This window comes from Sphingomonas sp. A2-49, assembly GCF_025548555.1.
Lineage (GTDB): Bacteria > Pseudomonadota > Alphaproteobacteria > Sphingomonadales > Sphingomonadaceae > Sphingomonas.
On sequence record NZ_JAJLPA010000028.1, the window covers coordinates 1 to 24245 of the forward strand.

The window sequence follows — 24245 nt, forward strand, 5'->3', positions numbered from 1 at the left end:
CGGACGAGCCGGCCGCTTTCGGGCGGCCGGCCCTTTCGCATCGTCGCCATGCGCGCGATAAGCGGGGATGGCCGCCCCCCTCTTCCCCCGTCCCGGCGACGCGCTGATCGTCGTCGATCCGCAATACGATTTCTGCCCCGGCGGCGCGCTCGCCGTCGCCGGGGGTGACGCCATCATGTCCGGCATCGCCGCGCTGGCGCCGCGCTTCGACCATGTCGTCGTCACGCAGGACTGGCACCCGGCGGGACACCGCTCGTTCGCCAGCAGCCACCCCGGCGCCGCGCCGTTCCGGACCATTGCCATGCCCTATGGCGAACAGATGCTGTGGCCCGACCATTGCGTTCAGGGCAGCCGCGGCGCCGGCTTCCACCCGGACGTGACGCCCGCGGTGGCCCGCGCCCGCATGATCCTGCGCAAGGGCATGAACCCGGCCATCGACAGCTATTCGGCGTTTCGCGAGAACGACCGGAGGACACCGACCGGGCTTGCGGGATACCTCAACGACCTCGGCGTGCGGCGCTGCGTGCTGGTCGGGCTCGCCTATGATTTCTGCGTCGGGTGGTCGGCGCTCGACGCGGTCGCGCAGGGGTTCGGGGCGATCGTGGTCCGCGACCTGACCCGCGCGATCGCGATGCCGCTGGCCGGCGGGGGCACCACCGTCGACGAGACGGAACGTCGGTTCGCCGCGGCCGGCGTCGTCGTCGCCTGACGGCTAGCGCCCGGTCGCGACGGCATATATCGCCGGCGCGCCCTCCATGTTGGTGCGATAGACGATCCACTTGCCGTCCGGCGTGAAATGCTCGTTCGGCTCCAGCGTGTAGTCGTGCGTCGCCAGCGTCGCGAGCCGCGTCGTCTCCAGCACCCCGGGTGCGATCAGGCCCGGCTGCGGCGCCGCCGTGGCACGGGGCGCGAACAGGCTGATCCACTTGCCCGCATTGCTGCCGTCGCCGGCGAAGACCCTGCGGTCGGGCGACTGGGTGAAATGATACGATCCCTGATCGTCGGCGATCGCATAGCGGGTGCGCGCGCCGGTCCGGACGTCATAGCCCGCAAGCCAGCCCGCGCCCCCCGCCGGCATGCGCAGGTCGTACCAGATCGTCGCACCGTCACCGCTCCAGAATTCGTGCCCCGCGATCTCCCCCGCCATCGTCCGGGTGTGAACCTTGGTCAGGCGCGTGCCGTCGGTACGGATCGTCCAGATGCGATCGACCTTGTCCCACGGTCCTTCGTGGCAGAACATCAGCAGCCGCGGGTCGGCGGGCGAGAACTGGACGTGGTTCAGCCAGTCGGTCGCGCGCAGGATGGTGCGCCGCCGGCCATCGGCGATGGCGACGCTGTACATCTCCATCGGGACCCGCGCGGCGAGGCGCGCGTCCATCCATTGCGCTTTCGCCGCGGCGAACGACAGCGGCCGGCCGTCGGGGCCGGTGCCGGAATAGGTCGGCGCCCCGGTCCGGGGGTCGCGCCGCCCCTGCGCGGCGATCGCGGGTGGCGGCGACGCCAGCTCGCGCTCGCCCGCCAGCAGCGTCTCGTCGGCGTTGATCGCCTCGATCCGGCCGCCGGGCACGTCGGCGATATGCCGCGTCGCGCCGCTGTCGAGGTCGACGCGCCAGACCTGGAACGGCCCGCCGTCGTCGGTCGCGGCGTCACGCACGGTGTAATAGGCGCTGCGGCTGCGCGGGCCGGCGAACAGCAGCCGGTCGACCTTGCCGGCGAGCACCAGCCGCGTCGCCCAGGTCCCGAGGTCGACGACCCGGATCCCCTCCGGCGTCAGATAGATCATCAGGTCGCCCTGCGGCGTGAAGGGGTTGTAGTTGAAGTATAAGGCGTAATTGCCCGGGGTCGCGTCGATCCGCACGATCCGGTGGCCGGTCACCGGATCGGTCCACGTCGCCGGCGTCGCCAGAACGGCACCGGCGAGCAGCAGCGCGAGTGCGCCCGCCATCAGAACTTGTACCGCGCGCCGACGAAGAATTGCCGCCCGGTCGAGCTGTAGACCTGCTGGTCGCGGAAGGCCTGACCGTCCCAGAAGCTGGTCGGCTGGTTGGTCAGGTTGATCGCATCGACCGTCAGCGTCAGGTGGTCGCCGACCTTGTACGAGGCGGAGGCATCGAGGTTGGTGGTCGAGTACGATCCGGCCGTGTCGGCCAGCCCCGAGCGCAGCGGCACCTGGCGCAGATATTCGTCGCGATAGGCGAGCGACACGCGCGCCGAGAAGCGCTTGTCCTCGTAATAGAGCGTCGCGTTGGCGGCGTTGGGCGACACGTTGACCAGCGGCGCGATCAGCGCCGGTCCGCTCGCGCTGGTGGTCAGGATGTAGCTGATGTTCGACTTGATGTGCGTATAGTTGAGCAGCGTGCCGAGGTTGCGCAGCGGCCCCGGCAGGAAGGTGAAGGGCTGCTGGTACTGGATCTCGAACCCGTCGATCTTGCCGCCGCGGGTGTTGGCGTAGGAGGTGATCGTGGTCGCGGTGTTGGGATCCTGCGACGCGCTGAGCAGGCTGAGCGGCAGCCCGGCCGCGGCATAGGTCGTCTGCGTCGACAATTGCTGCACGAAGCTGTCGACGGTCTTGTGGAAATAGGCCGCGGACAGGACCGCGCCCGGCTGGAAATACCATTCGACCGTCGCGTCGATGTTGGTCGCGCGATAGGGATCGAGATAGGGATTGCCGATCGTCGCGCTGAACGGCGGGTTGGCGGTGCCGATCGACCCGCCCGGCGTCAGGAAGCCGAGCGACGGCCGCGACATCACCCGCGCGGTCGCGGCGCGGACCGTCAGCCGGTCGGTCAGGTCGAGCGCGAGGTTGAGCGCGGGCAACCAGTCGCCATAGTCGCGCTTCACCTCCAGCGCGGTGCCGATCCCGACATAGCCGTTCGAGCGCTGGTACGTCTTGGCATAGCGGACGCCGGCATCGCCGCGCAGCGTCATGCCGTTGGTTAAGGGCAGCTTGAAATCGAGCTGGACGTAGGGGCTGACGTCCTGTTCCACGACCGAGCGGTTGTCGCCCTGCGACCCCGTCCCGATGCTGCCGATGCGGAAATCCCCGTATTGGTTGACGCAATAACAGTCGACGCCGAACGCGCTCATGATCCGGTCGATGTCGGGGACGATGAAGCTGTTGCTCGATCCCGCCGGGATGCCGATCGTATCGATCGTGATCGGGGCCAGGCTGACGTCGGCGATCGTCAGTCCCGCCGATGCGAGCGAGGGGATCGCCGCGGTCGACGCGATCCGCTGCTGGCGGGCGGAGATGAAGTTGAATCGCTTGGCGGCGATCCCCGCCTTGATCGTATAGTCGTCCGACAGGTCGTATTTGACATCGACCTTCAGGTTGCGCAGCCGGTTGGTCACCTTTGCGGTGAATTCGCGGATCTGGTCGTAACCGTTCTGATACTGCCAGTTCGTCGGGTTGGTCGCGTCGAAGCCGTAGATTAGCGAGGGCGTGTTGCGGTTCTGCCGCGCGTCGAAGACGAAGCCGTCGCTGTCGAAGCGGCTGAACGTCACCAGCCGCGAATAGGGATTGTCGAACACCGAGTCGGACTGCCCGTACAGGACGTCGATCTCGCCGCGGTCGCCCAGCTTCTGCTCGATCTTGATGTCGGCCTGATAGAAGGTGGTGGTCGAGATGTCGTGGCTGTTGGTGACCGAGAAATCGGTGTCGTTGAACACGCCGTAGACGAGATAGCCGTTCTCATCGACCTGCGCGTCGCGGATCTTCATGTTCGGCCGGCCACTGAGCTGCGCCGCGGTCAGCCCCGCCGCCGCCGCGCCGTTCGCGCGGTTGAGGCTGATCGGGTTGGTCGCGAGGTCGTTGCGGTCCTGCTTGAAACGCGAATAGGCGCCGTCGATGGTGATGACCGACGTGTCGGTCAGCTTCGCCTGGAAGGTTCCGGTAAGGCCCAGACGCTCCTGCCGGTTGGTGAAGCGGCCATAGCCGGGCAGCTTGGCGACGAAGACGCCGGGCTGGTTGACGGTGTTGTACGCCGCCGGCGTCGATCCGGGCGTCGCGCCCGCTTCGGGAATGCACAGCGTCGTGCGCGGCGCGGTGCCGACCAGCGGGTTGACCGGGGTCGTCTGGCTGCCCGGCACCACCGGGCAGAAGCCGTTGTTGACGTCGGCGAAGTCGGCGAGCGTGGTGTCGGAATAGGCATCCTCCTGCACGTCGCGCTTGTTGTACGCGGCGGACAGCAGCAGGCCGAACCGGTCGTCGTCCCACGTCTTGCTGACGAGCCCGACGAGGCGCGGCGACACCTTGTCGTTGATGTCGTAATAGGCGCCCTGCGCCGAGATCGCCGCCTGGAAGCCCGGATTGTCGAACGGACGGCCGGTCTGAAGGTCGATCGTCGCGCCCAGCGACCCCTCGTCCACCTCCGCCGATTGGGTCTTGCGGACGACGATCGAATTGAACAATTCGGACGCGAACACGCTGAAATCGAAGCTGCGGCCGCGATTGACGCCGGCGCCGAGCGTCGAGCCCGTCGTCGCCGAGATCGCCTCCAGCCCGTTGAACCGCGTCCGGCTGAAATCGCCGCCCAGGCCGCGGACGGTGACGGTCCGCCCCTCGCCCGCGTCGCGCTCGATCGAGATGCCGGGGATGCGCTGGAGCGAATCGGCGAGGTTCGCGTCGGGGAAGTCGGCGATGTCCTGCGCGTTGATCGCATCCACGACGCCCGAGGACTGTTTCTTGACGTTGAGCGCGGATTGCAGGCTGCGGCGGAAGCCGGTGACGACGATATCGGCGCCCTGATCGCCCGCCGGCGCGTCTGCGGTCGCGGTCGCCGCGTCCTGCGCCGGTGCGCCCCGGTGATACACGGTCACGGCCATGCCAGCCTCTCCTCCAATCCACATTGTGGTATCGCTTCTTGTGAATTGAAATTCCTCTTATTGACGCGCTATGTCAAGAAGGCTCACGTAAAACATCGATAAATGATGGACCGGTGAGCTATTATATGGGACTTGACCGTATCGACCGTCGAGAGTCGGGCCCCGTCGAGAGGAATGCGCCATGAGTTCCAAGACCCTGATCGCCGTCGCCCTGCTGGCCACCTCCGCCACGGGCGCGGCCTTCGCGCAGGACCGGCCGCCCGTGCTCACCGCCCGCCCCGACGCGAACGCCACGCCGCCGAAATCGTGGATCGACGCGACCACCGGCCACCATATCGTCCGCATCTCCGACGAGCCCGGCAGCAGCAGCAACTATTTCAACGTCAACAGCTACACCCCCGACGGCCGCTGGATGGCGTACAGTTCGCCGAGCGGGATCATGGCGCTCGACCTCAAGCGCTTCACCTCGAAGCTGATCGTGCCGGGCCGCGTCAGCCTGCAATTCGTCGGCCAGCGCACCGGCACCGTCTATTACCTCACCGCGCTCGAACAGACGCGGGGTCACGACGCCAATGCCGCGTTCGTGCCGGGATCGAAGCCGCGCGCCGCCGCCGCGCCGCCGCGCGGGCCGCGCGCGATCATGGGATACGACATCGCGACCGGGAAGAGCCGCCGCATCGCGACGCTCGACCCCGGCTATTCGATCGCGACGATCAACGCCGACGAGACGCTGTTCGCGGGCGCGCGCAACACCGGCACCGGGCCGGGCGCGGGCGTCGCACCGGGCAGCGTGATGGCAACGCGCGATCCGGCGAGCGAAACCGGGCCGAACGGCGAGAAGCTGACCTATGCCGAGGGGCGCGAGGTCCAGATCAACCGCCGGCTGATGCAGCGCATCCCGATGGAGATCTTCACGATCGACATCCGTACCGGCGCGCGCAAGACGATCACCGCATCGACCGACTGGCTGAACCACCTGCAATTCTCGCCGACCGATCCCAACCTGCTGCTCTATTGCCATGAGGGCAACTGGCACGTCGTCGACCGGCTGTGGCTGGTCCGCGTCCACCGGCCCGACACGCCGAAGCTGCTGCACCGGCGTACGATGAACATGGAGATCGCCGGCCACGAATGGTGGAGCAAGGACGGCAAGACCGTCTGGTACGATTTGCAGACGCCGCGCGGCGAGGATTTCTGGGTGGCGGGATATGACGTGGGCAGCGCACGCCGCCGCTGGTATCACCTCGATCGCAACGCCTGGGGCGTGCATTTCAACAGCTCGGCCGACGGCACGCTGTTCTCCAGCGACGGCGGCGACCCCGAGATGGCGGCGCATGCGCCCGACGGCAAATACATCTATCTGCTACGCCCGCGCAGCATCCCCGACGTCGCCGGCATCCATGCGGCGAACAGCGGCGACCTCATCACCCCCGGCGCGCTCGACCCCGAACGGCTGGTCGACCTGCGCAACCACGACTATCGCTCCGAACCCAACGCCAGCTTCACCCCCGACGGCAAATGGCTGGTGTTCCGGTCGAACATGTGGGGACCGGGCCACGTCTATGCGGTGGAGGTGGCGAAGCCGGGACGGTAGCGCCGGGTCGTCCGAACCGATCGGATTCACGGGCGAAGACCGGGGGCCGGCCGGGGCGCAGCCCCCGCTGTCCGGGCGCCCAGATCACCAGACTGTTTCGGCAGGATCCCGGCCACCCGAACCCATCGCCTCCCCGGCGAAGGCCGGGGTCCAGTCGGGCAGGCGCAGGTTGGCTCACGTAGCGCGCAGCCATGTGCGTCCCCCGACTGGGCCCCGGCCTTCGCCGGGGAGCGAGAAAGGGCATGTGGCAGGGCAGGTTCGCGCGCAACCGCCCGGAACGGCCCTTCCTCCCGTTGCGGCAACGTCTCGATCACCGTCGGGACGTCGCTTCCGCTGTCCGTGTGCGCAGATCGCAAGACCGCCTCGGCAGGATTCCGAACACCCGAACCCATCGCCTCACCGGCAAAGGCCGGGGCCCAGTCGGGCAGGCGTTAGGTCGGCTCACGTCGCGTGCGGCCACGTACGTCCCCCGACTGGGCACCAACCTTCGGCGGGGAGCGGCACGGGGGCGGATGGCGCCCCCCCTACAGCAACGTCTCGATCGCGATCGGGAAATCGCGCGGGCGCACGCCGGTGGCGTGCCACACCGCATTGGCGATCGCACCCGCGCTGCCGGTGATGCCGATCTCGCCCACGCCCTTGATGCCGAGCGCGTTGACGTGGGTGTCCTCCTCGGCAACCTGGATGCACTCCAGCGCAGGCACGTCGGCGTTCACCGGGATGTGATATTCGCCCAGATTGGGGTTCATCACCCGGCCGGTGCGCGGATCGACCACCGCGCGTTCGTGCAGCGCGAACGACACGCCCCAGATCATGCCGCCGTACAGCTGGCTGTCGACCATGCGCGGGTTGATGATCCGCCCCGCCGCGAAGGCGCCGACCAGCCGCGTCGCGCGCACCTGCCCGAGCTCGGGATCGACCTTCACCTCGGCAAAGACGGCGCCGTGCGCGTGCTTCGAATAGGCCTCGCTCGCGGGATCGGCGGCGGCATGGCCGTTGCCCTCCACCATCGCCCGGCCGGCGCGGCGCAGGATCGCGGCATAGCTTTCGCTGCGGCTCTCGTCGTCGCGCCGGTGCAGGTGGCCGCCGCGGGCGACGACGCCGGTGTTGCCGGCACCGTACAGCGGCGAATCAGGATGCTCGGTCGCCAGCGCGGCGAGTTCGGCGATCACCGCCGCGCCCGCCTCGTGGATCGCCATGCCCGCGGTGGCGGTGTGGCCCGAGCCGCCGGCGATCCCGGCGTCGGGCAGGTCCGAACTGCCCGAGCGGAATTCCGTCTCGGCGAGGTCCAGCCCCAGGCTGTCGGCGGCGATCTGCGCGAGCGCGGTCCACGCCCCCTGCCCCATGTCGTGCGCGCCGATCTCCACCGTCCCGCGGCCGTCGTCGCGGATCACGGCGCGCGCATTGCCTTCGAACATCAGCGCCGGGAAGATCGCGGTGCCCATGCCCCAGCCGACCAGCAGCCCGTCGTCGTCGCGCATCGTGCGCGGCGCGAGCGGCCGCCGCGACCAGCCGAAGCGCTCCGCCGCCTGCGCATAGCATTCGCGCAGCGCCTTGGACGAAAACGGCTTGCCGTCGATCGGATCGACCTCGGCATAATTGGCGAGGCGGAAGGCGAGCGGGTCCATGCCGCAGGCATAGGCCGCCTCGTCGATCGCGCATTCCAGCGCGATCGATCCGCTCGCCTCGCCCGGCGCGCGCATGAAGCCGGGGGTGCCGGAATGAATGCGCACGACGTCGTGGCTCGTCGCGATCGCGGCGCTGGCATAGACCGACTGGCTGGTGTTCGACGAGGGTTCGAAGAAATCGTCGAACACGCTCGACACCGTGCGCGTGTGATGGCCGAGCGCGGTCAGGCGGCCGTCGGCGTCGGCACCGATGCGCAGCGTCTGGCGGGTCTGGCCGCGATGGCTGACCGCGCCGTACATGTGCTCGCGCCGCAGCACGAGCTTGACCGGACGCCCGACCATTCGCGCGGCGAGGATGCCGAGCACCATCGGCCCGGCCACCATCCCCTTCGACCCGAAGCCACCGCCCAGATAGGGGCTGCGGATGTGGATGCCGGCGGGGTCGATGCCGAACAGGCCGGCGATCCGCCCCTGCGCCATCGCCATGCCCTGGCTCGGCATGTCGATCGACAGCGTGTCGCCGTCCCAGGCCGCGACGATCGCATGCGGCTCCATCGGGTTGTGATATTGCGGCGGCGTCGCATAGGTCGCCTCGATCCGCGTCGCGGCGGCGTCCAGCCCGGCGTCGAGGTCGCCGGTCGCCGCCGCCGCGGGCGCGCCCGCCCCGACCATCTGCGGCACGAACGGATCGGCGGCGTCGATGCCGACCAGCGGGTCCTCGGCGGCGTAGCGCGGCGCCAGCAGCGCCACGCCCTCGGTCGCCGCCTCCAGCGTCTCGGCGATCACCACCGCGATCGCCTGCCCGGGATAGCGGACGCGGTCGTTCTGGAGCAGGTCGAGCCGGAACATGAAGGGATGGTCCTTCGCGTCGGGGTCCTGCGCCAGCGGCGGCCGGTTGTCCGGCGTCATCACCGCGACCACGCCCGGGTGCGCCTCCGCGGCGGCGACGTCCATCCCGGTAACGCGGCCATGCGCGATCGAGGCGACCGCCATCACCGCGTGCAGCAGGCCCTGCGGATGCGCGTCGGCGGCATAGGCGGCGCGGCCGGTGACCTTCAATGCGCCCTCGGCGCGGGTCAGCGACTGGCCGATGTTGGAGCCGTGCCGGCGATGCAGCGGCGAAGGGGTCGGCGACAGGTCAGCCATGATGAATCTCTCCGGCGGCAGCGGCGAAGGGGGAGGCGGGAAGCGGCGGCAGGCGATCGGGCGTGCCCGTCGCGGCGCGGACCAGCGCCCGCACCGCGATGCGGCGGGCGAGGTCGATCTTGAAGGCGTTGTCGCCCGACGGCCGGGCATCGGCCAGCGCCGCCTCCGCCGCGCGTTCGAACGTTTCGCGCGTCGGCGGCGCGTCCGCCAGCACCGCCTCCGCCGCGCTCGCGCGCCACGGCTTCGCGGCGACGCCGCCCAGCGCCAGCCGGCCGGCACGGATACGGCCGTCGACGATGTCGAGCGCCGCGGCGGCCGACACTACCGCAAAGGCATAGGAGGTCCGCTCGCGCACCTTGATGTAGCGCTGGTGCGCGGCGAACGCGCCCGCCGCCGCCGGCAGCCGGACGGCGAGGATCAGGTCGCCGGGGGCGAGCGTCGTCTCCACCTCGGGCGTGTCGCCGGGCAGCCGGTGCAGATCGGCGAGCGGCAACGCGCGCCGCCCGTCGACGCCCTCGATCTCGACGACCGCGTCGAGCGCGACGAGCGGCACGCAGAAGTCCGACGGATGCGTCGCGATGCAGCGGTCGCTCCAGCCGAGCACGGCGTGCATCCGGTTCTCGCCGCCGATCGCGTCGCAGCCCGACCCCGGATCGCGCCGGTTGCAGGCGCTGGCAGTGTCGTAGAAATAGGCGCAGCGGGTGCGCTGGAGCAGATTGCCGCCGACCGTCGCGGCGTTGCGCAGCTGCGGCGACGCCCCCGACAGCAGCGCCTCGGCAACCGCCGGGAAGCGCGCGGCAAACCCCGCGTCGTGCGCGAGCGCGGCGTTGCTGACGCGGGCGCCGATGCGCACCGCGCCATCGCCCAGCGTCTCGATACGGTCGAGGCCGGGCAGCCGCGCGAGATCGACCAGGCGATCCGGCCGCGCGATCCCGCCCTTCATCAGGTCGAGCAGGTTGGTGCCGCCGCCCAGATAGGCCGCACCCGCATCCGCCGCCGCTGCGACCGCGTCGGCGACCGCCTCCGGCCGGCGATAGTCGAACCGGTTCATGCCGCCTCTCCCGTCGCCATCGCGCGCTGCGCGGCGCACACCGCCTCGGTGATCCCCTTGTAGGCGCCGCAGCGGCACAGGTTCCCGCTCATCCCCTCGCGCACGCGTTCGGGGTCGTCGCCGGCCTGTCCCTCCGCGATCAGACCGATCGCGCTCATGATCTGGCCCGGGGTGCAAAAGCCGCACTGGAAGCCGTCGTGCGCGACGAACGCCTGCTGCACGGGATGCAGCGTCTCGCCGTCGGCGACGCCCTCGATCGTCGTGACGTCGGCGCCGTCGTGGCTCACCGCCAGCGCGAGGCAGGCGTTGATCCGGCGCCCGTCGACCAGCACCGTGCAGGCCCCGCACTGACCGCGGTCGCAGCCCTTCTTGGTGCCGGTGAGGTGCAGCCGCTCGCGCAGCAGGTCGAGCAGCGTGACGCGCGGATCGTCGAGTTCGATCGCGTGGTGCCGATGGTTGATGGTCAGGCCGATGGAGAAAGACATGCCGCGACTCCGATCCATGCTATGATAGCATCTCTACAATCACGACCTATACGGAGGAACCCTCCGCTTATCAATGGAGCAGCACGAGCGCGGGATGGAATGTGCGTCGACCCGACCGAAACGCCGGACGAGGGCCGATGCGGCGCGCAATCGCGAACGCCTGCTCGCCGCGGCCAAGGCGGTGTTCGCGCAGACCGGCACGGGCGCCAGCCTGGATGCGGTCGCCCGCGCCGCGGGCCTCGGCATCGGCACGCTCTACCGTCACTTCCCGACGCGCGAATCGCTCTACGAGGCGGTGTACCGCCGCGACATCGAGCAGCTGCTCGACCTTGCCGCCGCCGCCGCGTCCGCCGATGCGGCCGTGGCGGCCCTGCGCGACTGGCTGCACGCGATGGTCGGCATGGTCGCGACCAAGAAGGGCATGATCGCCGCCTTCGCGCTTGCCGCCGATACGACGACCGCGATCTCGGCGCGCTCGACCGGCGCGCTGACGCAGGCGCTCGACGGCCTTCTCGCGCACGCCGTCCGCACCGGCGCGATCCGGCCCGGGATCGGCGGCGAGGACCTGTTGCTCGCGGTGATCGGCATGTGCATGCTGCGCAACCAGCCCGACTGGCAGGACGGCGTCCTGCGGCTGGTCGATGCCCTGATCGACGGCATGGCCGTCGCGGGCGACTGATCCCCACGCCCCGGTACGTCCTTTCGGATTCGGAACAAATTCCGGCGGCCGGTCGATTGTAGCGGCATACCGATCCAAGGCAGCAGCCGCGGACGGCGACACAGCAGAGGTGGAACGGACTATGGCACGATCGGCAGAGACGCGCGGCAAGAGCGAAACCGCCGCAGCGGAAAAGAAGGTCAAGGCGACGGCCAAGCCCGCCGGCGGCGCGCGCGGCGGCATCACCGCACCGGTGACCCCCTCCGCCGACCTCGCCGAGATTGTCGGCAAAGACGACCTGCCGCGCAGCGAGGTGGTCAGCAAGGTCTGGGCCTATATCAAGAAGCACGACCTTCAGGACGCGAAGGACCGGCGTCAGATCAACGCCGACGACAAGCTCGAAAAGATCTTCGGCAAGAAATCGGCCAGCATGTTCGAGATGAACAAGCACCTGAGTGCCCACCTGTCCGCCAAGAAGGGCTGACGCAGCGCCGCCGGCCTGTGCGCCGGCGGCGGTCCCGCGTGGCGGATGCGCGATTCGCCCGCCCCGCCTTGCCCCGATCGGTGGCCTGCCCGATCGCTACGATGCGGTGCCGGCGATCCCCCGGTGCGGCGCGGGCCCCGTCGACTGGCGGACGATGAGTTCGTGACGATGGTGGCGGCGCATGTCGGCCTCGGTGCCGCGCAATTGTGCGACGACCATGTCGGCTGCTGCGACCGCCATGTCGAACACGGGCTGGCGAATTGTCGTGATCGCCGGCCAGGCGATCCGCGCGACGTCGGAATCGTCGAAGCCCGCGATCGACAGGTCGCCCGGCACGGACAGGCCCGCCTCGCGCGCCGCGATCAGCGCGCCCACGGCCATGTCGTCGTTCTGGGCCAGGATCGCAGTCGGACGATCGGGTGACGCCAGCAGGCTGCACGCGGCGGCGTATCCGCTGTCATGGGTATAATGGCCCTGCTTCACCCGGTCGGCACGGATCGGCAGCCCGGCCGCCGCGAACGCATCCCGATAGCCCGCCAGCCGCATGTCGGCGGACGCGTGGGTGGGTTCCCCCTTGATGATGCCGATATCGCGATGGCCGAGCGCGATGACATGCGCCGCGATCTCGCGCGCCGCGGCCTGGTCGTCGAGCAGATTGCCGGGTCCGGCGTCCAGCAGCCGCGTCGGCGCGATCCGGGCGAAGCGGATCCCCGCGGCATCCAGATCCGCCATGATCCGCGGACTGTCCGACGCCGGCGGCGCGAGCACCACCCCGTCGAGCGCTGCGGAGCGCAGCAGCCCCACCACGTCCGCCTCATGCTCCGCGATCGACGCGATCGGGATCACGACCAGCCGGTAATGCTCGTCCCGCAGCCGATGCAGCACCCCCATCTGCAGGTCGACGACGTAACTGGGCGAGGGATTTTCGTAGACCAGGCCGATCAGGTGCGAACGGCGCTGCACCAGCGCGCGCGCGAGCATGTTGGGGTGATAGTTGATCGCCGCCGCCGCCTCGCGCACCCGGCGCTTCAGGTCCTCGGTCACGTGCGGTTCGCCGTTGAGCACGCGCGACACCGTCTTGGTCGATACCCCCGCATGGCGGGCTACGTCGACGATCGTGGTACGGCGTTGATCCTGGGCCATAACACGACCTAGGGTTTCGCGACGAATTGGTCCACTCCGCACGCGATCCGTCCCGGCAGCGCCGCGCCGTCCACGATTGACAGCGTAGGACAATTGGTGCCCATATCCGTCGCATACGACGAAACGACCCCGGGAGAGAGAAATGAACCGCCGTGACATGCTCCGAAACGGCCTTGCGGTCGGCGCCGGGCTGGCGGCCGCGGCGCAGCGCGCCGGCGCCGATCCGATCGACCTGTCGTTCCCCGCCGACTTTCGCTGGGGATGCGCCACCGCGGCCTATCAGATCGAGGGCGCGGTGCGCGAGGACGGCCGCGGCGAAACCAACTGGGACGTGTTTTCGCACACGCCGGGCCGCGTCGCCAACGGCGACACCGGCGACGTCGCCTGCGACAGCTATCATCGCTATGCCGAGGACATCGCGCTGCTGAAGGCGCTGGGCGTCAACAGCTATCGCATGTCGATCGCCTGGTCGCGGATCTTCCCCGACGGTCGCGGCAAGCCGAACCAGAAGGGCGTCGATTACTACAATCGCGTCGTCGACGCGCTGATCGCCGCCGGCATCCGCCCGTATGTGACGATGTTCCACTGGGACCTGCCGCAACGCCTGCCGGGGGGCTGGCAGAACCGCGATACCGCCCTCGCCTTCGCCGATTATGCGGGCTTCATGGCCGGCAAGCTGGCGGACCGGGTGCAGGACTTCATGACGGTCAACGAGCTCGCCTGCTTCACCGACCTCGGCCATCTGCGCGGCATCCACGCGCCCGGCCTCAAGCTGGAGCCGGCGGCGGTGAACCAGGTCCGCCACCACGGCGTGCTCGCCCATGGCCTGGGCGTGCAGGCGATCCGCGCGCATGCGAAGCCCGGCACGCGCGTCGGCATCGCCGACAACACCAGCTTCCACATCCCCGTGATCGAGACGCCCGACCATATCGCCGCGGCCAAGACCGCGACCCGCGAAAAGAACGCGATGTTCCTGACCGCGATCATGGAGGGACGCTACATCGATTCCTATCTGGAGGAACAGGGCGCCGCCGCGCCGCGGGTCCGGGCCGGCGACATGGCCGCGATCGCCAGTCCGCTCGATTTCGTCGCGCTCAACATCTACGCCCCCGAATGGGTGCGCGCCGACGCCGGGCCGAAGGGCTATGCCGTCATCCCGCATATCGCCTCATCCCCCCGGATGGCCTCGCCGTGGCTCGTCGTGGGACCGGAGGTCGCCTATTGGGGGGTCCGCATGGTCAGCGAATTGTGGCGGCCGAAAGCGCTCTTCATCTCGGAAAACGGTGCCTCGGCCGACGATCCGGTGAGCGACGGCCGCATCGACGACGCCGACCGGATCATGTATCTGCGCAACTATGTCGGCCAGTTCCGCCGCGCGGTCGCCGAAGGCTATCCGCTGAAGGGCTATTTCCTGTGGAGCCTGATGGACAATTTCGAATGGGCGGACGGCTACACCAAGCGGTTCGGCATCCATCACGTCGATTTCGCGACGCAGAAGCGTACCCCCAAGCTCAGCGCGGCGTGGTACCGCGAGGTGATCCGCCGCAACCGGCTCGTCTGACCGCCGTCCGCCCGCGGCCGGTGCCGTCAGCGGGCCTGCGGCCGGCGCGGCGACAGCCAGCCGCCGTCGGCAAGCCAGTCGTGCAGCCGGTCGGGCCAGTGCAGGATCGAGATGCGGTCGGATTCGTCGAGGTTGAAGGCGTGGCCGCTGTCCGCATACATGTGCAACTCGGTCGAGATCCCCGCTTTTCGCAGCTGTTCGTAGAGCGCGACCGTCGGTTCGGCGCAGCACGGATCGCGACTGCCGGCGACGAGGAACGCCGGTGGCGCGGCGGCGATCGCCCGGGCGGGAATGCCGCGCGGGCCGGGGAAGACGAGCACCTGGAAATCGGGGCGGGCCGACAGCGTGTCGATGGCGTCCAGCCTGGGGCGACCGGCGGGTTCGGGATTGTCGGCGACGAGCGAGACGAGCTCGCCGCCGGCCGAAAATCCCATCGCGCCGACCCGCGCCGGATCGATGCCGTAATCGGCGGCATGGGCGCGCACCCAGCGGATGGCGCGACGCGCGTCGTCCGCCGCGTCGCCCTCGACCGAATAGCGCGACCCCGGCTCGGCCGCCAACCGGTATTTGAGCACGAAGGCGGTCACCCCCATGCGGTTGAGCGCGGTCGCGACCTTCGTGCCCTCGTTGGTCCAGACCAGCAGCTTGTGGCCGCCGCCGGGCAGGATCACGATGCCGGCGCCGTTGCGGCTGGCCGCGGCGGCCGGGAAAGCGATCAGCGACGGATCGTGGATGTTGCGGACCCAGTAATCGCGCGCGACCTCGGGTTCGGCGCGCCGCGCGGCGCTGGTGCCGGGCGCGCCGTTCGGCCACAGCCGGATCGTCGCATAACGCGCCGCGGGCTGCGGCGGAGGGTCCTGCGCCGCCAGCGACGCGGCGCCCGTCACGGCGAGTGCCAGTCCCGACAGACAGGCCAGATAGATCGCGCGGCGCACTTCGCCTCTCCCCAACATTATTATAGCGCTATCATCGCCGAGGACGCGGACGACGGCAAGCCGTTCGTGGGGGTGCGAGAGGGGACGGACGGGATGACGGCAGGGGCACGGCGCGATGGCGCGCGGGACGGTCGTACCGCAGCGATGGCGCGATGACGCCGCCCCCCTTCCCCCTCGCCCGCGGCGCCAGGCTCACGGCAAGCGCGATCGGCGACGCGCGCGAACCGGTGTTGCAGGCGGACGACCTGCTCGCCGATCCGGGTGCGCTGGTCGCGGTCGCCGCGGCGAGCCGGTTCGAGCCCGCCTATGGCCCCGCCGGCGGCTATCCGGGGCTGCGCAGCGCATTGCCAGAGGCGTATATCCGCGCGGTCGTCAACGCCCTCGTCGGCCCGATCGCGGAGGCGTTCGCGCTCGGCCGGGTCAGGCCTGTCGGCGCGCAAGGCGCCTTTTCGCTCGTGACCCAGCGGCCCGACGCGCTGCTGCCGCCGCAGCGGGCGCCGCATGTCGATGCGGTCCATCCGATGCAGTTCGCGATCCTGCATTACCTGTGCGACGCCGCGCACGGCGGCACCGCCTTCTACCGCCATCGCGCGACGGGTTTCGAGGTGCTGAGCGATGCACGCCTGCCCGCCTATACGGCCGCACGCGCCGGCGAGGGCACGTCCGCCGGCTATATCGATGGCGACGACGGCTGGTTCGTGCAGACCGCCCGCGTCGATGCGGCGGTCAACCGGCTCGTCGTCTACCGTAGCGCGTTGCTCCATTCCGGCCTCGTCCCCGCGCCGGAGCGACTGCGTGCGGACCCCCGCACCGGGCGGCTGACGGCAAACGTGTTCGTGACGCTCGCACCGGACTGACGCCGTCCCCGGATGTTAGGCGAAACCGGAAATGCAAGCGCTACCATGGTCGTATGTGGCACAATAGCGACGCCCGCCCGCTTCCGGTTCCATGACGTTGACAACGTAGGACAGACGGCTGATTACGGCATCCAGGTCGGCTCATGGCTGTCCGCAGGAAACGGTAATCGTACCGGCAAGGGGAGGAAGTATGAGGGGTCCTAGACTCATGGGCGCGCTCGTCCGCACGACGTCGATCGGCGCGATCGCGATGTGCATCGCGGCGCCCGCGGCGGCGCAGGCCGTCGGCGGCGGCGACGACACCAACGCACCGGCCACCAACGCACAGCCCGGCTCCGAAGCCGCGCCGCGCGTCGCCCAGGACGGCGCGACCACCGCGACCCCGGCCGAAGCCAGCGGCGACGACATCGTGGTGACCGGCATCCGCGCATCGCTGAACCGCGCGATCGACATCAAGCGCAATTCGAACGGCATCGTCGACGCCATCTCGGCCGAGGATATCGGCAAGTTCCCCGACACCAACCTCGCCGAATCGCTGCAACGCGTCAGCGGCGTCTCGATCAACCGCGTCAACGGCGAAGGATCGGAAGTGACCGCGCGCGGCTTCGGCGGCGGTTTCAACCTGGTGACGCTCAATGGCCGCCAGCTGCCCGCGACCAACCTGCAGGGCGTCGGCGGCGACCAGAGCGTCGACTTCGCGACCGCGACCGGACGCTCGTTCGACTTCGGCAACCTGGCATCGGAAGGCGTCAGCACGCTCGAGGTATACAAGACCGGCCGCGCCGCGATCCCGACCGGCGGCATCGGCGCGACGATCAACGTCATCACCCGCAAGCCGCTCGATTCGCGCGAAAGCGGCCTGACCGGCTCGATCGGCGCCAAGGCCTCGTACGACACCAGCATCGAGAAGGACGAAGACGGCCTGGCAAAGGTCACGCCGGAAGTGTCGGGTCTTTTGAACTGGAAAAATGATAGCGATACCTTTGGCGTCGCGTTGTTCGGCAGCTATCAGAAGCGCAATTCGGCGGCGGCCAGCTCGACCTCCAATGCGTGGAATATCAGGACGATCGACAATCCCGGCGACATCATCGGGTCGGGCACCGTCGTCACCAACCGGCCGGCCAGCGGCAGCCTGATCGCCTTTCCGAACGACGCGCGCTACCATTTCTCGGAATCGACCCGCGAGCGGATCAACGGATCGGGCGTGATCCAATTCCGGCCGGTCGAGAACCTGTTGCTGACCGCCGACGTGCTATGGGCGCAGAACCGCCAGAGCGAGGCACGGCAGGACCAGACCAACTGGCTCAACCGGCCGTTCGGCACGGTCACGTTCGACAACAGCCCGGTGCCGACCGCGACCGTGATCTCGCAGGCGGTGCCCGATCCCAAGGACACCGGCTACGAACAGCAGTTCCGCGCGACGCGCGACAAGCTGGAGGAATACGGCCTGAACGCCGCCTGGGACGTCACCGACCGGTTCAAGCTGGTCGCCGACGTGCAGCATTCCAAGTCGCAGGCGCTTCCCGACGCCTCGAACGGCGCCAGCTCGACGCTGTTCTCGATGGGCGCCAACATCGTCAACGGCCAGACGATCGACTGGTCGCGCGGTTTCCCGCAGATCAACGAGACGATCAACGACTGCCGGGCGCTCGCCACGAGCACGGGGCCGGGACGCGTCATCGGCAATTGCAACAATCAGCTCGACGTCGGCGACCTCGGCACGCAGGTGGCGCGGACCAATACCGCCCGCCAGATCCAGACGATCGACCAGGCCCAGATCGGGCTCGGCTGGGATCTGGGCGAGGGGAGCCGGGCCGATTTCGGCGGCAGCTATATCGATTCGAAGCTGCGATCGACCCGCACCCAGACCAGCCAGACGCTCGGCGACTGGAGCATCAGCAACCCCGGCGAAGTCGCGGCGCAGGCCGGCGACCTCATCAAGACGTTCTGCCTCGTCTGCAAGTTCGATCATTTCGATCCGGGCGTGACCGGTCCCGGCCTCAACGCCTTCCGCGGCAATGCGGTCGCGCTCACCAACCTGTTCTCGCCGATCTACGCCGGGCGCGGCAACCCGGTGACCGCCGGGTCCGCCAACGACGACAGCATCCGGGAAAAGATCGCATCGGTCTATGGACAGCTGACATGGAAGGGGCAGATCGCGGGCGCCGCCGCGACACTGGTCGTCGGTGCCCGCTATGAAGTGACGAAGGTCCGCGCCTTCTCGCTCGTCAACGGCCCGTCGGCGATCGTCTGGACGTCGGACAACGACTTCACCGTGCCCGGTTCGGCGACCTCGACGCCGCTGTCCGGCCGGGGCAGCTACGACAACCTGCTGCCCGCGATCGATTTCCAGATCTCGCCGTTCGAGAACGTCATCACCCGCGTCTCGTTCAGCCGGACGATCGCCCGCCCGTCCTACGGCGACCAGTTCGTCAGCTCCACCGCGGGGGCGGGCAGCCGCGCGACCCTGTACGGCGGCCAGCCCAACGGCACGCGCGGCAACCCCAATCTGAAGCCGCTCGTCTCCGACAATTTCGACGTCTCGGCGGAATGGTATTTCAAGTCGTCCAGCTATGTGTCGGCGGGCTTCTTCGACAAGCGGGTGCGCAATTTCGTCGGCACCGGCCTTACCAACGGCAACCTGTTCGGGCTGCGCGACGCGACCTCCGGCGCGGCGGGATCGCGATCCGGCACCGCCACCTCGGCGCTCACCCGCCTCGGCCTCGACCAGTCCGACATCAACCTGTTCAGCTATACGGCCAGGTTGATCCAGAACGGCGGCAACGTCGCGCGGACCGATGCGGACATTCGCGCGAACAGCACGGGCAATTCCGTCAACCAGGGCTATTTCGACACGCTGTCGCGCGCCGTCGACATCACGCCCGACGCCAACGATCCGCTTGCGGTCTTCTCGATCGCATCGCCGATCAACAACCGCGACGCGGAAATCTACGGCGCCGAATTCGCCGGCCAGTATTTCTTCGGCTCGACCGGGTTCGGCGTCGCGGCGTCCTACACGCTGGTCCGCGGCAACGTCGGCATCGACGTGCTCGCCGCGCCGACCGTCGACCAGTTCGCGCTGCTCGGCCTGTCGGACAGCGCCAATGCCTCGCTGATCTACGACAAGAACGGGATCTCGGCCCGGCTGACGTACAATTGGCGCGACAAGTTCCTGTCGGAAACCGGCCGCGGCGGCACCACCGATCGCAACCCGGTGTTCTTCGCACCCTATGGCACGGTCGATCTCAACGTCAGCTGGGACATCAGCCGACAGATCGCGGTGTCGCTGGAAGGGATCAACCTCACCAGCGAATCGGTGCGCAGCTACGGCCGGTCGAAGAACCAGACGTTCTTCGCGCAGGAGAACAAGCCGCGGCTGCTGCTCGGCGCCCGCTACCGGTTCTGACGATCGCACCGATATCCCTTCCCCACCTGAGGCCGCTCTTCGGAGCGGCCTCCCTGTTTGCGGCATGCCGGCATGCGCTGGTTCCGCGCCCCGATATCGTGCAGCATCCGCTCCTTCGCCGGCCAGATCGGAAACGCCCGAAACGATGAACACCGTGCTCCTCAACAATGTCGACCATGCCGATCTGCGCGTCGCCATCCGCGCGGGTGCCGAATATGGCGACGCCGCCAATCAGCTGCCGATCTTTCCGTCCGAGTTCGAGGAGGCGCAGCGCGCCTTTCCGATCGTCTTCCGTCCGGAGGGCGACCATGTGCAGGCCTATGCGCTGCTTGGCCTCGATCGCGACGAGAACCTGTTCCTCGACGGCGCGCGCTGGACCAGCGCCTATGTCCCCGCCTTCCAGCGCCGCGGCCCCTTCTCCATCGCGATCGGGCGGGCCGGGCCTGACGCGATCGAACCGGACGAACCGATGATCCACGTCGACCTCGACGATCCGCGCATCGGCGCGCCCGACGGCCTGCCGGTGTTTCGCGAGCATGGCGGCAACGCGCCGCTGCTCGATCACGCCGCCGACGCCCTGCGCACGATCTATCAGGGGATGGAAAGCGGCCCGGCGATCTATGCCGCGTGGCGCGATGCCGGCCTGCTGCGCACGATCACGCTGGAAATCAGCCTCGACGACGCCACGACCTACGCATTGCCCGACCTGATGGTCGTCGATCGCCAGGCGCTCGCCGACCTGTCGGGCACGGCGCTGGAGGCGCTCCATCGCCGCGGGCTGCTGGAGGGGGCGATACTGGCCGCAATATCGCTCGGCAACGTGCAGCGGCTGATCGAGCTGAAGACGCGCAAGCGGGCGGCGGCATGACCGGCCGCGCCGCCCCGATCACGTCCGCGCGCGTGGCGGAGATCGACGCCGCGCAGGCCGGACCGATCGATCCGCAGCAGCTCGTGCGGGCGGGCGAACCGGTAATCGTGCGCGGCTATGCGCGCGACTGGCCGCTCGTCGCCGCGGGGCGCGACGGGCCGCAGGCGGCGGCCGACTATCTGCTGTCGTTCTACGGCGGACGCCCCGGCGTCGGCTACACCGCGCGCGCCGATGCCGGCGGACGCTATTTCTACGACGAGAGCCTGACGCGGCTGGATTTCGAGGGCGAACGCGTACAGCTCGACGCCTATATCGGCCGCATGCTCGCGCATCTCGGCGATGCCGGCGCGCCCGCCTTCTACGTCGGCTCGACCGACCTCGACCAATATTTCCCCGGCCTCGCGGCGGCGGGCAACGACCTGGCGCTGGGGGGGCCGGCGTTCGCGCAATGCCTGCGCAGCATCTGGATCGGCAACCGCACGATCGCTTCGGCGCATCACGACATGTCCAACAACATCGCCTGCGTCGCGGTCGGGGAGCGCCGTTTCACCCTGTTCCCGCCGGAGCAGGTCGCCAACCTCTATCCCGGCCCGCTCGAACCGACGCCCGGCGGACAGGTGGTCTCGCTGGTCGACTTCCGCGATCCCGACCTCGCCCGCTTTCCCCGGTTCGCGGACGCGCGCGCGGCCGCGCGCGTCGCCGAGCTGGGGCCGGGCGATGCCGTGATCTATCCCGCGCTGTGGTGGCACCATGTCGAGGCGCTCGCCGATTTCAACGTCATGATAAATTTCTGGTGGAACGAGGCGCCCGCCTTCATGGATTCGCCGATGAACACCCTGCTCCACGGCCTGCTGAGCCTGCGGGACCGGCCGGAGCCGGAAAAGCGCGCCTGGGCCGCGCTGTTCGATTATTACGTCTTCGGACCCGCCGACCGCCCGGTCGCGCACCTGCCGGAGGCCGCCCGCGGCATCCTCGCCCCGCTCGACACGCTGTCGGCGCGGCAGCTGCGCGCGCGCCTGCTCCAGCGGATCAACCGATGACCGATCCCGCGACGCCCCGGCGCATCGTGATCGCGGGCGGCGGCACCGCGGGTTGGCTCGCCGCCGCGATCCTGACGCGGCAGCTCGGCACGCTGGCGCAGGTGACGCTGGTCGAATCGGACGACATCGGCACGGTCGGCGTCGGCGAATCGACGATCCCGACCGTCCGCGCCTTCCACGCGCTGGTCGGCATCGACGAGCGCACGTTCATGCAGGCGACGGGCGCCAGCTTCAAGCTGGGCATCTCGTTCGAGAACTGGGCACGCGACGGCGACCGCTACATCCATTCGTTCGGCGACGTCGGCACATCGACGTGGATGAGCGAATTCCAGCATTTCTGGCTGGAGGCACGCGCGCGCGGGCTGGCCAGGCCGTTCGGCGCCTATTGCCTGGAGCACGAGGCCGCCGATGCGGGGCGCTTCGCGATCGGGAGCAGTCCCGCGCTCAACTACGCCTATCACTTCGACGCCGGCCGCTACGCGCGCTTCCTGCGGCAACGATGCGAAAGCAACGGCCTGCGCCGGGTCGAGGGAACGATCGAGCGGGTCGAGCGGGACACGGCGAACGGTGACATCGCCGCGCTGGTGATGGCGGATGGCACGCGGATCGCGGGCGACCTGTTCTTCGACTGCACCGGCTTTCGCGCGCTGCTGATCGGCGAGACGCTGGGCGTCGGGTTCGAGGACTGGAGCCACTGGCTGCCGACCGACCGCGCGCTCGCGATGCAGACCGCGGCGACGGGCCCCGCCGTCCCCTACACCCGCGCGATCGCGCACGACGCCGGCTGGCGGTGGAAGATCCCGTTGCAGCATCGCGTCGGCAACGGCCTCGTCTATTGCTCCGACTATCTCGGCGACGACGCCGCCCACGACCGGTTGCTCCGCTCCGTCGAGGGCGACCGCCTGATCGAACCGCGCCTGATCCGCTTCCGGACGGGACGCCGCAAGGCCGCCTGGCACCGCAACTGCATCGCGCTGAGCCTCGCCAGCGGGTTCGTCGAGCCGCTGGAATCGACCAGCATCCACCTCATCATGATCGCGCTGACCCGTTTCCTCCAGCTCCTGCCCGCAGGCCGGCCGGGCGCGGCGGCGACCGCCCGCTTCAACCAGCAGGCGGCGCAGGAGATCGAAGGCGTCCGGGATTTCATCATCCTCCATTATCATCTGAACGGGCGCGAAGAGCCGTTCTGGCGCGACCGGCGCGAGATGGGCATCCCCGACAGCCTGGCCGAGCGGATCGCGCTGTTCCGCGAAAGCGCCAACGCCTATCAGGCGGACCACGACCTCTTCCGCGTCGCGTCCTGGCTTCAGGTGATGTTCGGCCAGCGCCTCGATCCGGCGAGCCGTCACCCGCTGCTGCAATTGATGCCGCCCGATCAGCTGAGGGCGGCGATGGACGGCATGAGCAGCCGCGTCGCCTCGACCGTGGCGCAATTGCCCCCGCATCAGGATTTTCTCGATCGTTATTGCGGATAGCGAACCATGCCGGCCGGTCGCACCGGTCCGTATCGGCCGCGACGCACGTGTTACCGGCGCGCGACTGCGCCGACAGGGAGGGACGGATGAGAACAGCCCGTATCGTCGCATCCGCCGCGATCGCCCTGGCGGCGACGGCGGCGTTCGCCACCGCGGCCGAACGCGCCCGGACCGGCTCGAACCCGATCGTGCGCGACGTGTTCACCGCCGACCCCGCGCCGCTGGTCGTCGGCGACACGCTGTACCTGTATGTCGGTCACGACGAGGCGCAGCGGGACGAGATGTTCACCATGCGCGAATGGCTGGTCTATTCGACGCGGGACATGCGGCACTGGACCGCGCACGGTCCGGTCATGAACGTCGCCGGTTTCGCATGGGCGCGCAAGGACGCCTGGGCGTCGCAGGTGATCCGCAAGAACGGCCGCTACTGGTTCTACGCCGCGGTCGAGCATGACGGCACGCATCCGGGCAAGGCGATCGCGGTGGCGGTCTCCGATCGCCCGACCGGCCCCTTCGTCGATGCCAGGGGCTCGGCGCTCATCACCAACCAGATGACGCCCAAGGGCACGCACAGCTGGGAGGATATCGACCCCACCGTCTTCACCGACGACGACGGCACGACCTGGATCGCGTGGGGCAATCGCCAATGCTATATCGCGAAGCTGAAGCCCGACATGATCGGGCTGGACGGCCCGATCACGGAGATCACGCCGCCGTTCTTCGAGGAAGGCCCCTGGCTGCACAAGCGCAGCAGGACCTATTACCTGACCTATGCCTCGCTCGACCGCAGCACCCAGCGCGACGAACACATATCCTATGCGACGGCGCCCTCGATCGGGGGCCCCTGGACGCCGCGCGGGTTGCTGACCGGATCGGGCAAATACAGCTTCACCATCCATCCCGGCATCGCCGAATTCCGCGGCAAATGGTATCTGTTCGTCCACAACGCCGACCTCGCCATCGGCGACCAGCGCGGGGCGATCGGCCGCCGCGCGGTGACGGTGCACCCGCTGACCTATGCCAGGGACGGGACGATGCGGCCGGTCGTGCAGACCGATGCCGGCGTCACTGCCCGCTGACGAGACGAGGA

Annotated in this window: 18 protein-coding genes; 11 read left to right on the plus strand and 7 right to left on the minus strand. The window is 69.2% G+C overall.

The annotated features are described in order from the left end of the window. Positions 1-67: 67 nt before the first annotated feature. Positions 68-709, plus strand: a complete 642-nt coding sequence (locus tag LPN01_RS16715; RefSeq protein ID WP_262829557.1) for a nicotinamidase — start codon at positions 68-70, stop codon at positions 707-709. Positions 710-712: 3 nt separating this feature from the next. Here LPN01_RS16715 and LPN01_RS16720 read toward each other — a convergent pair whose 3' ends face one another. Together LPN01_RS16720 and LPN01_RS16725 are read right to left on the minus strand one after the other, a co-directional pair. Then, positions 713-1945, minus strand: coding sequence for an oligogalacturonate lyase family protein (locus tag LPN01_RS16720; protein WP_262829558.1), 1233 nt, complete (start codon positions 1943-1945; stop codon positions 713-715). Then, entirely contained in the window at positions 1945-4824 is a 2880-nt protein-coding gene (locus tag LPN01_RS16725) for a TonB-dependent receptor (RefSeq protein WP_262829559.1), read from the minus strand. Before LPN01_RS16725 ends, LPN01_RS16720 begins: the two co-directional genes overlap by 1 nt. A gap of 181 nt (positions 4825-5005) precedes the next feature. On the opposite strand from LPN01_RS16725, the gene LPN01_RS16730 reads away from it, so the two are divergent. Beyond that, the gene (locus LPN01_RS16730; RefSeq protein ID WP_262829560.1) at positions 5006-6418 is read left to right on the plus strand and encodes an oligogalacturonate lyase family protein; all 1413 of its coding nucleotides are present in this window, start codon (positions 5006-5008) and stop codon (positions 6416-6418) included. Between the two features lie 524 nt (positions 6419-6942). On the opposite strand, the gene LPN01_RS16735 is transcribed toward LPN01_RS16730, so the two are convergent. From LPN01_RS16735 to LPN01_RS16745, 3 genes are read right to left on the minus strand one after another with little or no spacing between them, the layout of a single operon-like run. Continuing rightward, on the minus strand, positions 6943-9192 hold the full coding sequence (locus tag LPN01_RS16735) for a xanthine dehydrogenase family protein molybdopterin-binding subunit (RefSeq protein ID WP_262829561.1): 2250 nt from the start codon (positions 9190-9192) through the stop codon (positions 6943-6945). Continuing rightward, positions 9185-10243: an FAD binding domain-containing protein gene (locus tag LPN01_RS16740; RefSeq protein ID WP_262829562.1), complete on the minus strand. Its 1059-nt coding sequence runs from the start codon at positions 10241-10243 to the stop codon at positions 9185-9187. Before LPN01_RS16740 ends, LPN01_RS16735 begins: the two co-directional genes overlap by 8 nt. After that, positions 10240-10728: a (2Fe-2S)-binding protein gene (locus tag LPN01_RS16745; RefSeq protein WP_262829563.1), complete on the minus strand. Its 489-nt coding sequence runs from the start codon at positions 10726-10728 to the stop codon at positions 10240-10242. Before LPN01_RS16745 ends, LPN01_RS16740 begins: the two co-directional genes overlap by 4 nt. A gap of 94 nt (positions 10729-10822) precedes the next feature. Here LPN01_RS16745 and LPN01_RS16750 point away from each other — a divergent pair, with 94 nt between their 5' ends. Both LPN01_RS16750 and LPN01_RS16755 read left to right on the plus strand, forming a co-directional pair. Next, a complete protein-coding gene (locus LPN01_RS16750; RefSeq protein WP_262829564.1) occupies positions 10823-11407 on the plus strand; it encodes a TetR/AcrR family transcriptional regulator in 585 nt (194 codons plus the stop codon). A 121-nt stretch (positions 11408-11528) separates the two neighbouring features. After that, the gene (locus LPN01_RS16755) at positions 11529-11870 is read left to right on the plus strand and encodes an SWIB/MDM2 domain-containing protein (RefSeq protein ID WP_316748790.1); all 342 of its coding nucleotides are present in this window, start codon (positions 11529-11531) and stop codon (positions 11868-11870) included. Positions 11871-11966: 96 nt separating this feature from the next. On the opposite strand, the gene LPN01_RS16760 is transcribed toward LPN01_RS16755, so the two are convergent. Continuing rightward, complete coding sequence (locus LPN01_RS16760) at positions 11967-13013, minus strand: LacI family DNA-binding transcriptional regulator (protein ID WP_262829565.1); 1047 nt, start codon at positions 13011-13013, stop codon at positions 11967-11969. A 142-nt stretch (positions 13014-13155) separates the two neighbouring features. Here LPN01_RS16760 and LPN01_RS16765 point away from each other — a divergent pair, with 142 nt between their 5' ends. Then, the gene (locus tag LPN01_RS16765) at positions 13156-14574 is read left to right on the plus strand and encodes a GH1 family beta-glucosidase (protein WP_262829566.1); all 1419 of its coding nucleotides are present in this window, start codon (positions 13156-13158) and stop codon (positions 14572-14574) included. A 26-nt stretch (positions 14575-14600) separates the two neighbouring features. On the opposite strand, the gene LPN01_RS16770 is transcribed toward LPN01_RS16765, so the two are convergent. Beyond that, positions 14601-15509, minus strand: coding sequence for an alpha/beta hydrolase (locus LPN01_RS16770; protein WP_262829567.1), 909 nt, complete (start codon positions 15507-15509; stop codon positions 14601-14603). A 152-nt stretch (positions 15510-15661) separates the two neighbouring features. Between LPN01_RS16770 and LPN01_RS16775 the strand changes: the two genes are divergently transcribed. The 6 genes from LPN01_RS16775 to LPN01_RS16800 all read left to right on the plus strand — a co-directional run bounded on the left by LPN01_RS16775 (position 15662) and on the right by LPN01_RS16800 (position 24234). After that, complete coding sequence (locus tag LPN01_RS16775; protein WP_262829568.1) at positions 15662-16366, plus strand: DUF6445 family protein; 705 nt, start codon at positions 15662-15664, stop codon at positions 16364-16366. A 190-nt stretch (positions 16367-16556) separates the two neighbouring features. Beyond that, positions 16557-19772, plus strand: a complete 3216-nt coding sequence (locus LPN01_RS16780) for a TonB-dependent receptor (RefSeq protein WP_262829569.1) — start codon at positions 16557-16559, stop codon at positions 19770-19772. A gap of 145 nt (positions 19773-19917) precedes the next feature. Then, entirely contained in the window at positions 19918-20640 is a 723-nt protein-coding gene (locus tag LPN01_RS16785; protein WP_262829570.1) for a SapC family protein, read from the plus strand. Next, on the plus strand, positions 20637-21680 hold the full coding sequence (locus LPN01_RS16790; protein WP_262829571.1) for a cupin-like domain-containing protein: 1044 nt from the start codon (positions 20637-20639) through the stop codon (positions 21678-21680). The genes LPN01_RS16785 and LPN01_RS16790 overlap by 4 nt, the downstream gene beginning before the upstream one ends. Then, positions 21677-23155 carry a tryptophan halogenase family protein gene (locus LPN01_RS16795; protein ID WP_262829572.1) on the plus strand — a complete coding sequence of 493 codons (1479 nt, stop codon included), beginning with the start codon at positions 21677-21679 and terminating at the stop codon, positions 23153-23155. The genes LPN01_RS16790 and LPN01_RS16795 overlap by 4 nt, the downstream gene beginning before the upstream one ends. Positions 23156-23241: 86 nt before the next feature. Then, a complete protein-coding gene (locus tag LPN01_RS16800; RefSeq protein WP_262829573.1) occupies positions 23242-24234 on the plus strand; it encodes a glycoside hydrolase family 43 protein in 993 nt (330 codons plus the stop codon). Positions 24235-24245 lie beyond the last annotated feature (11 nt).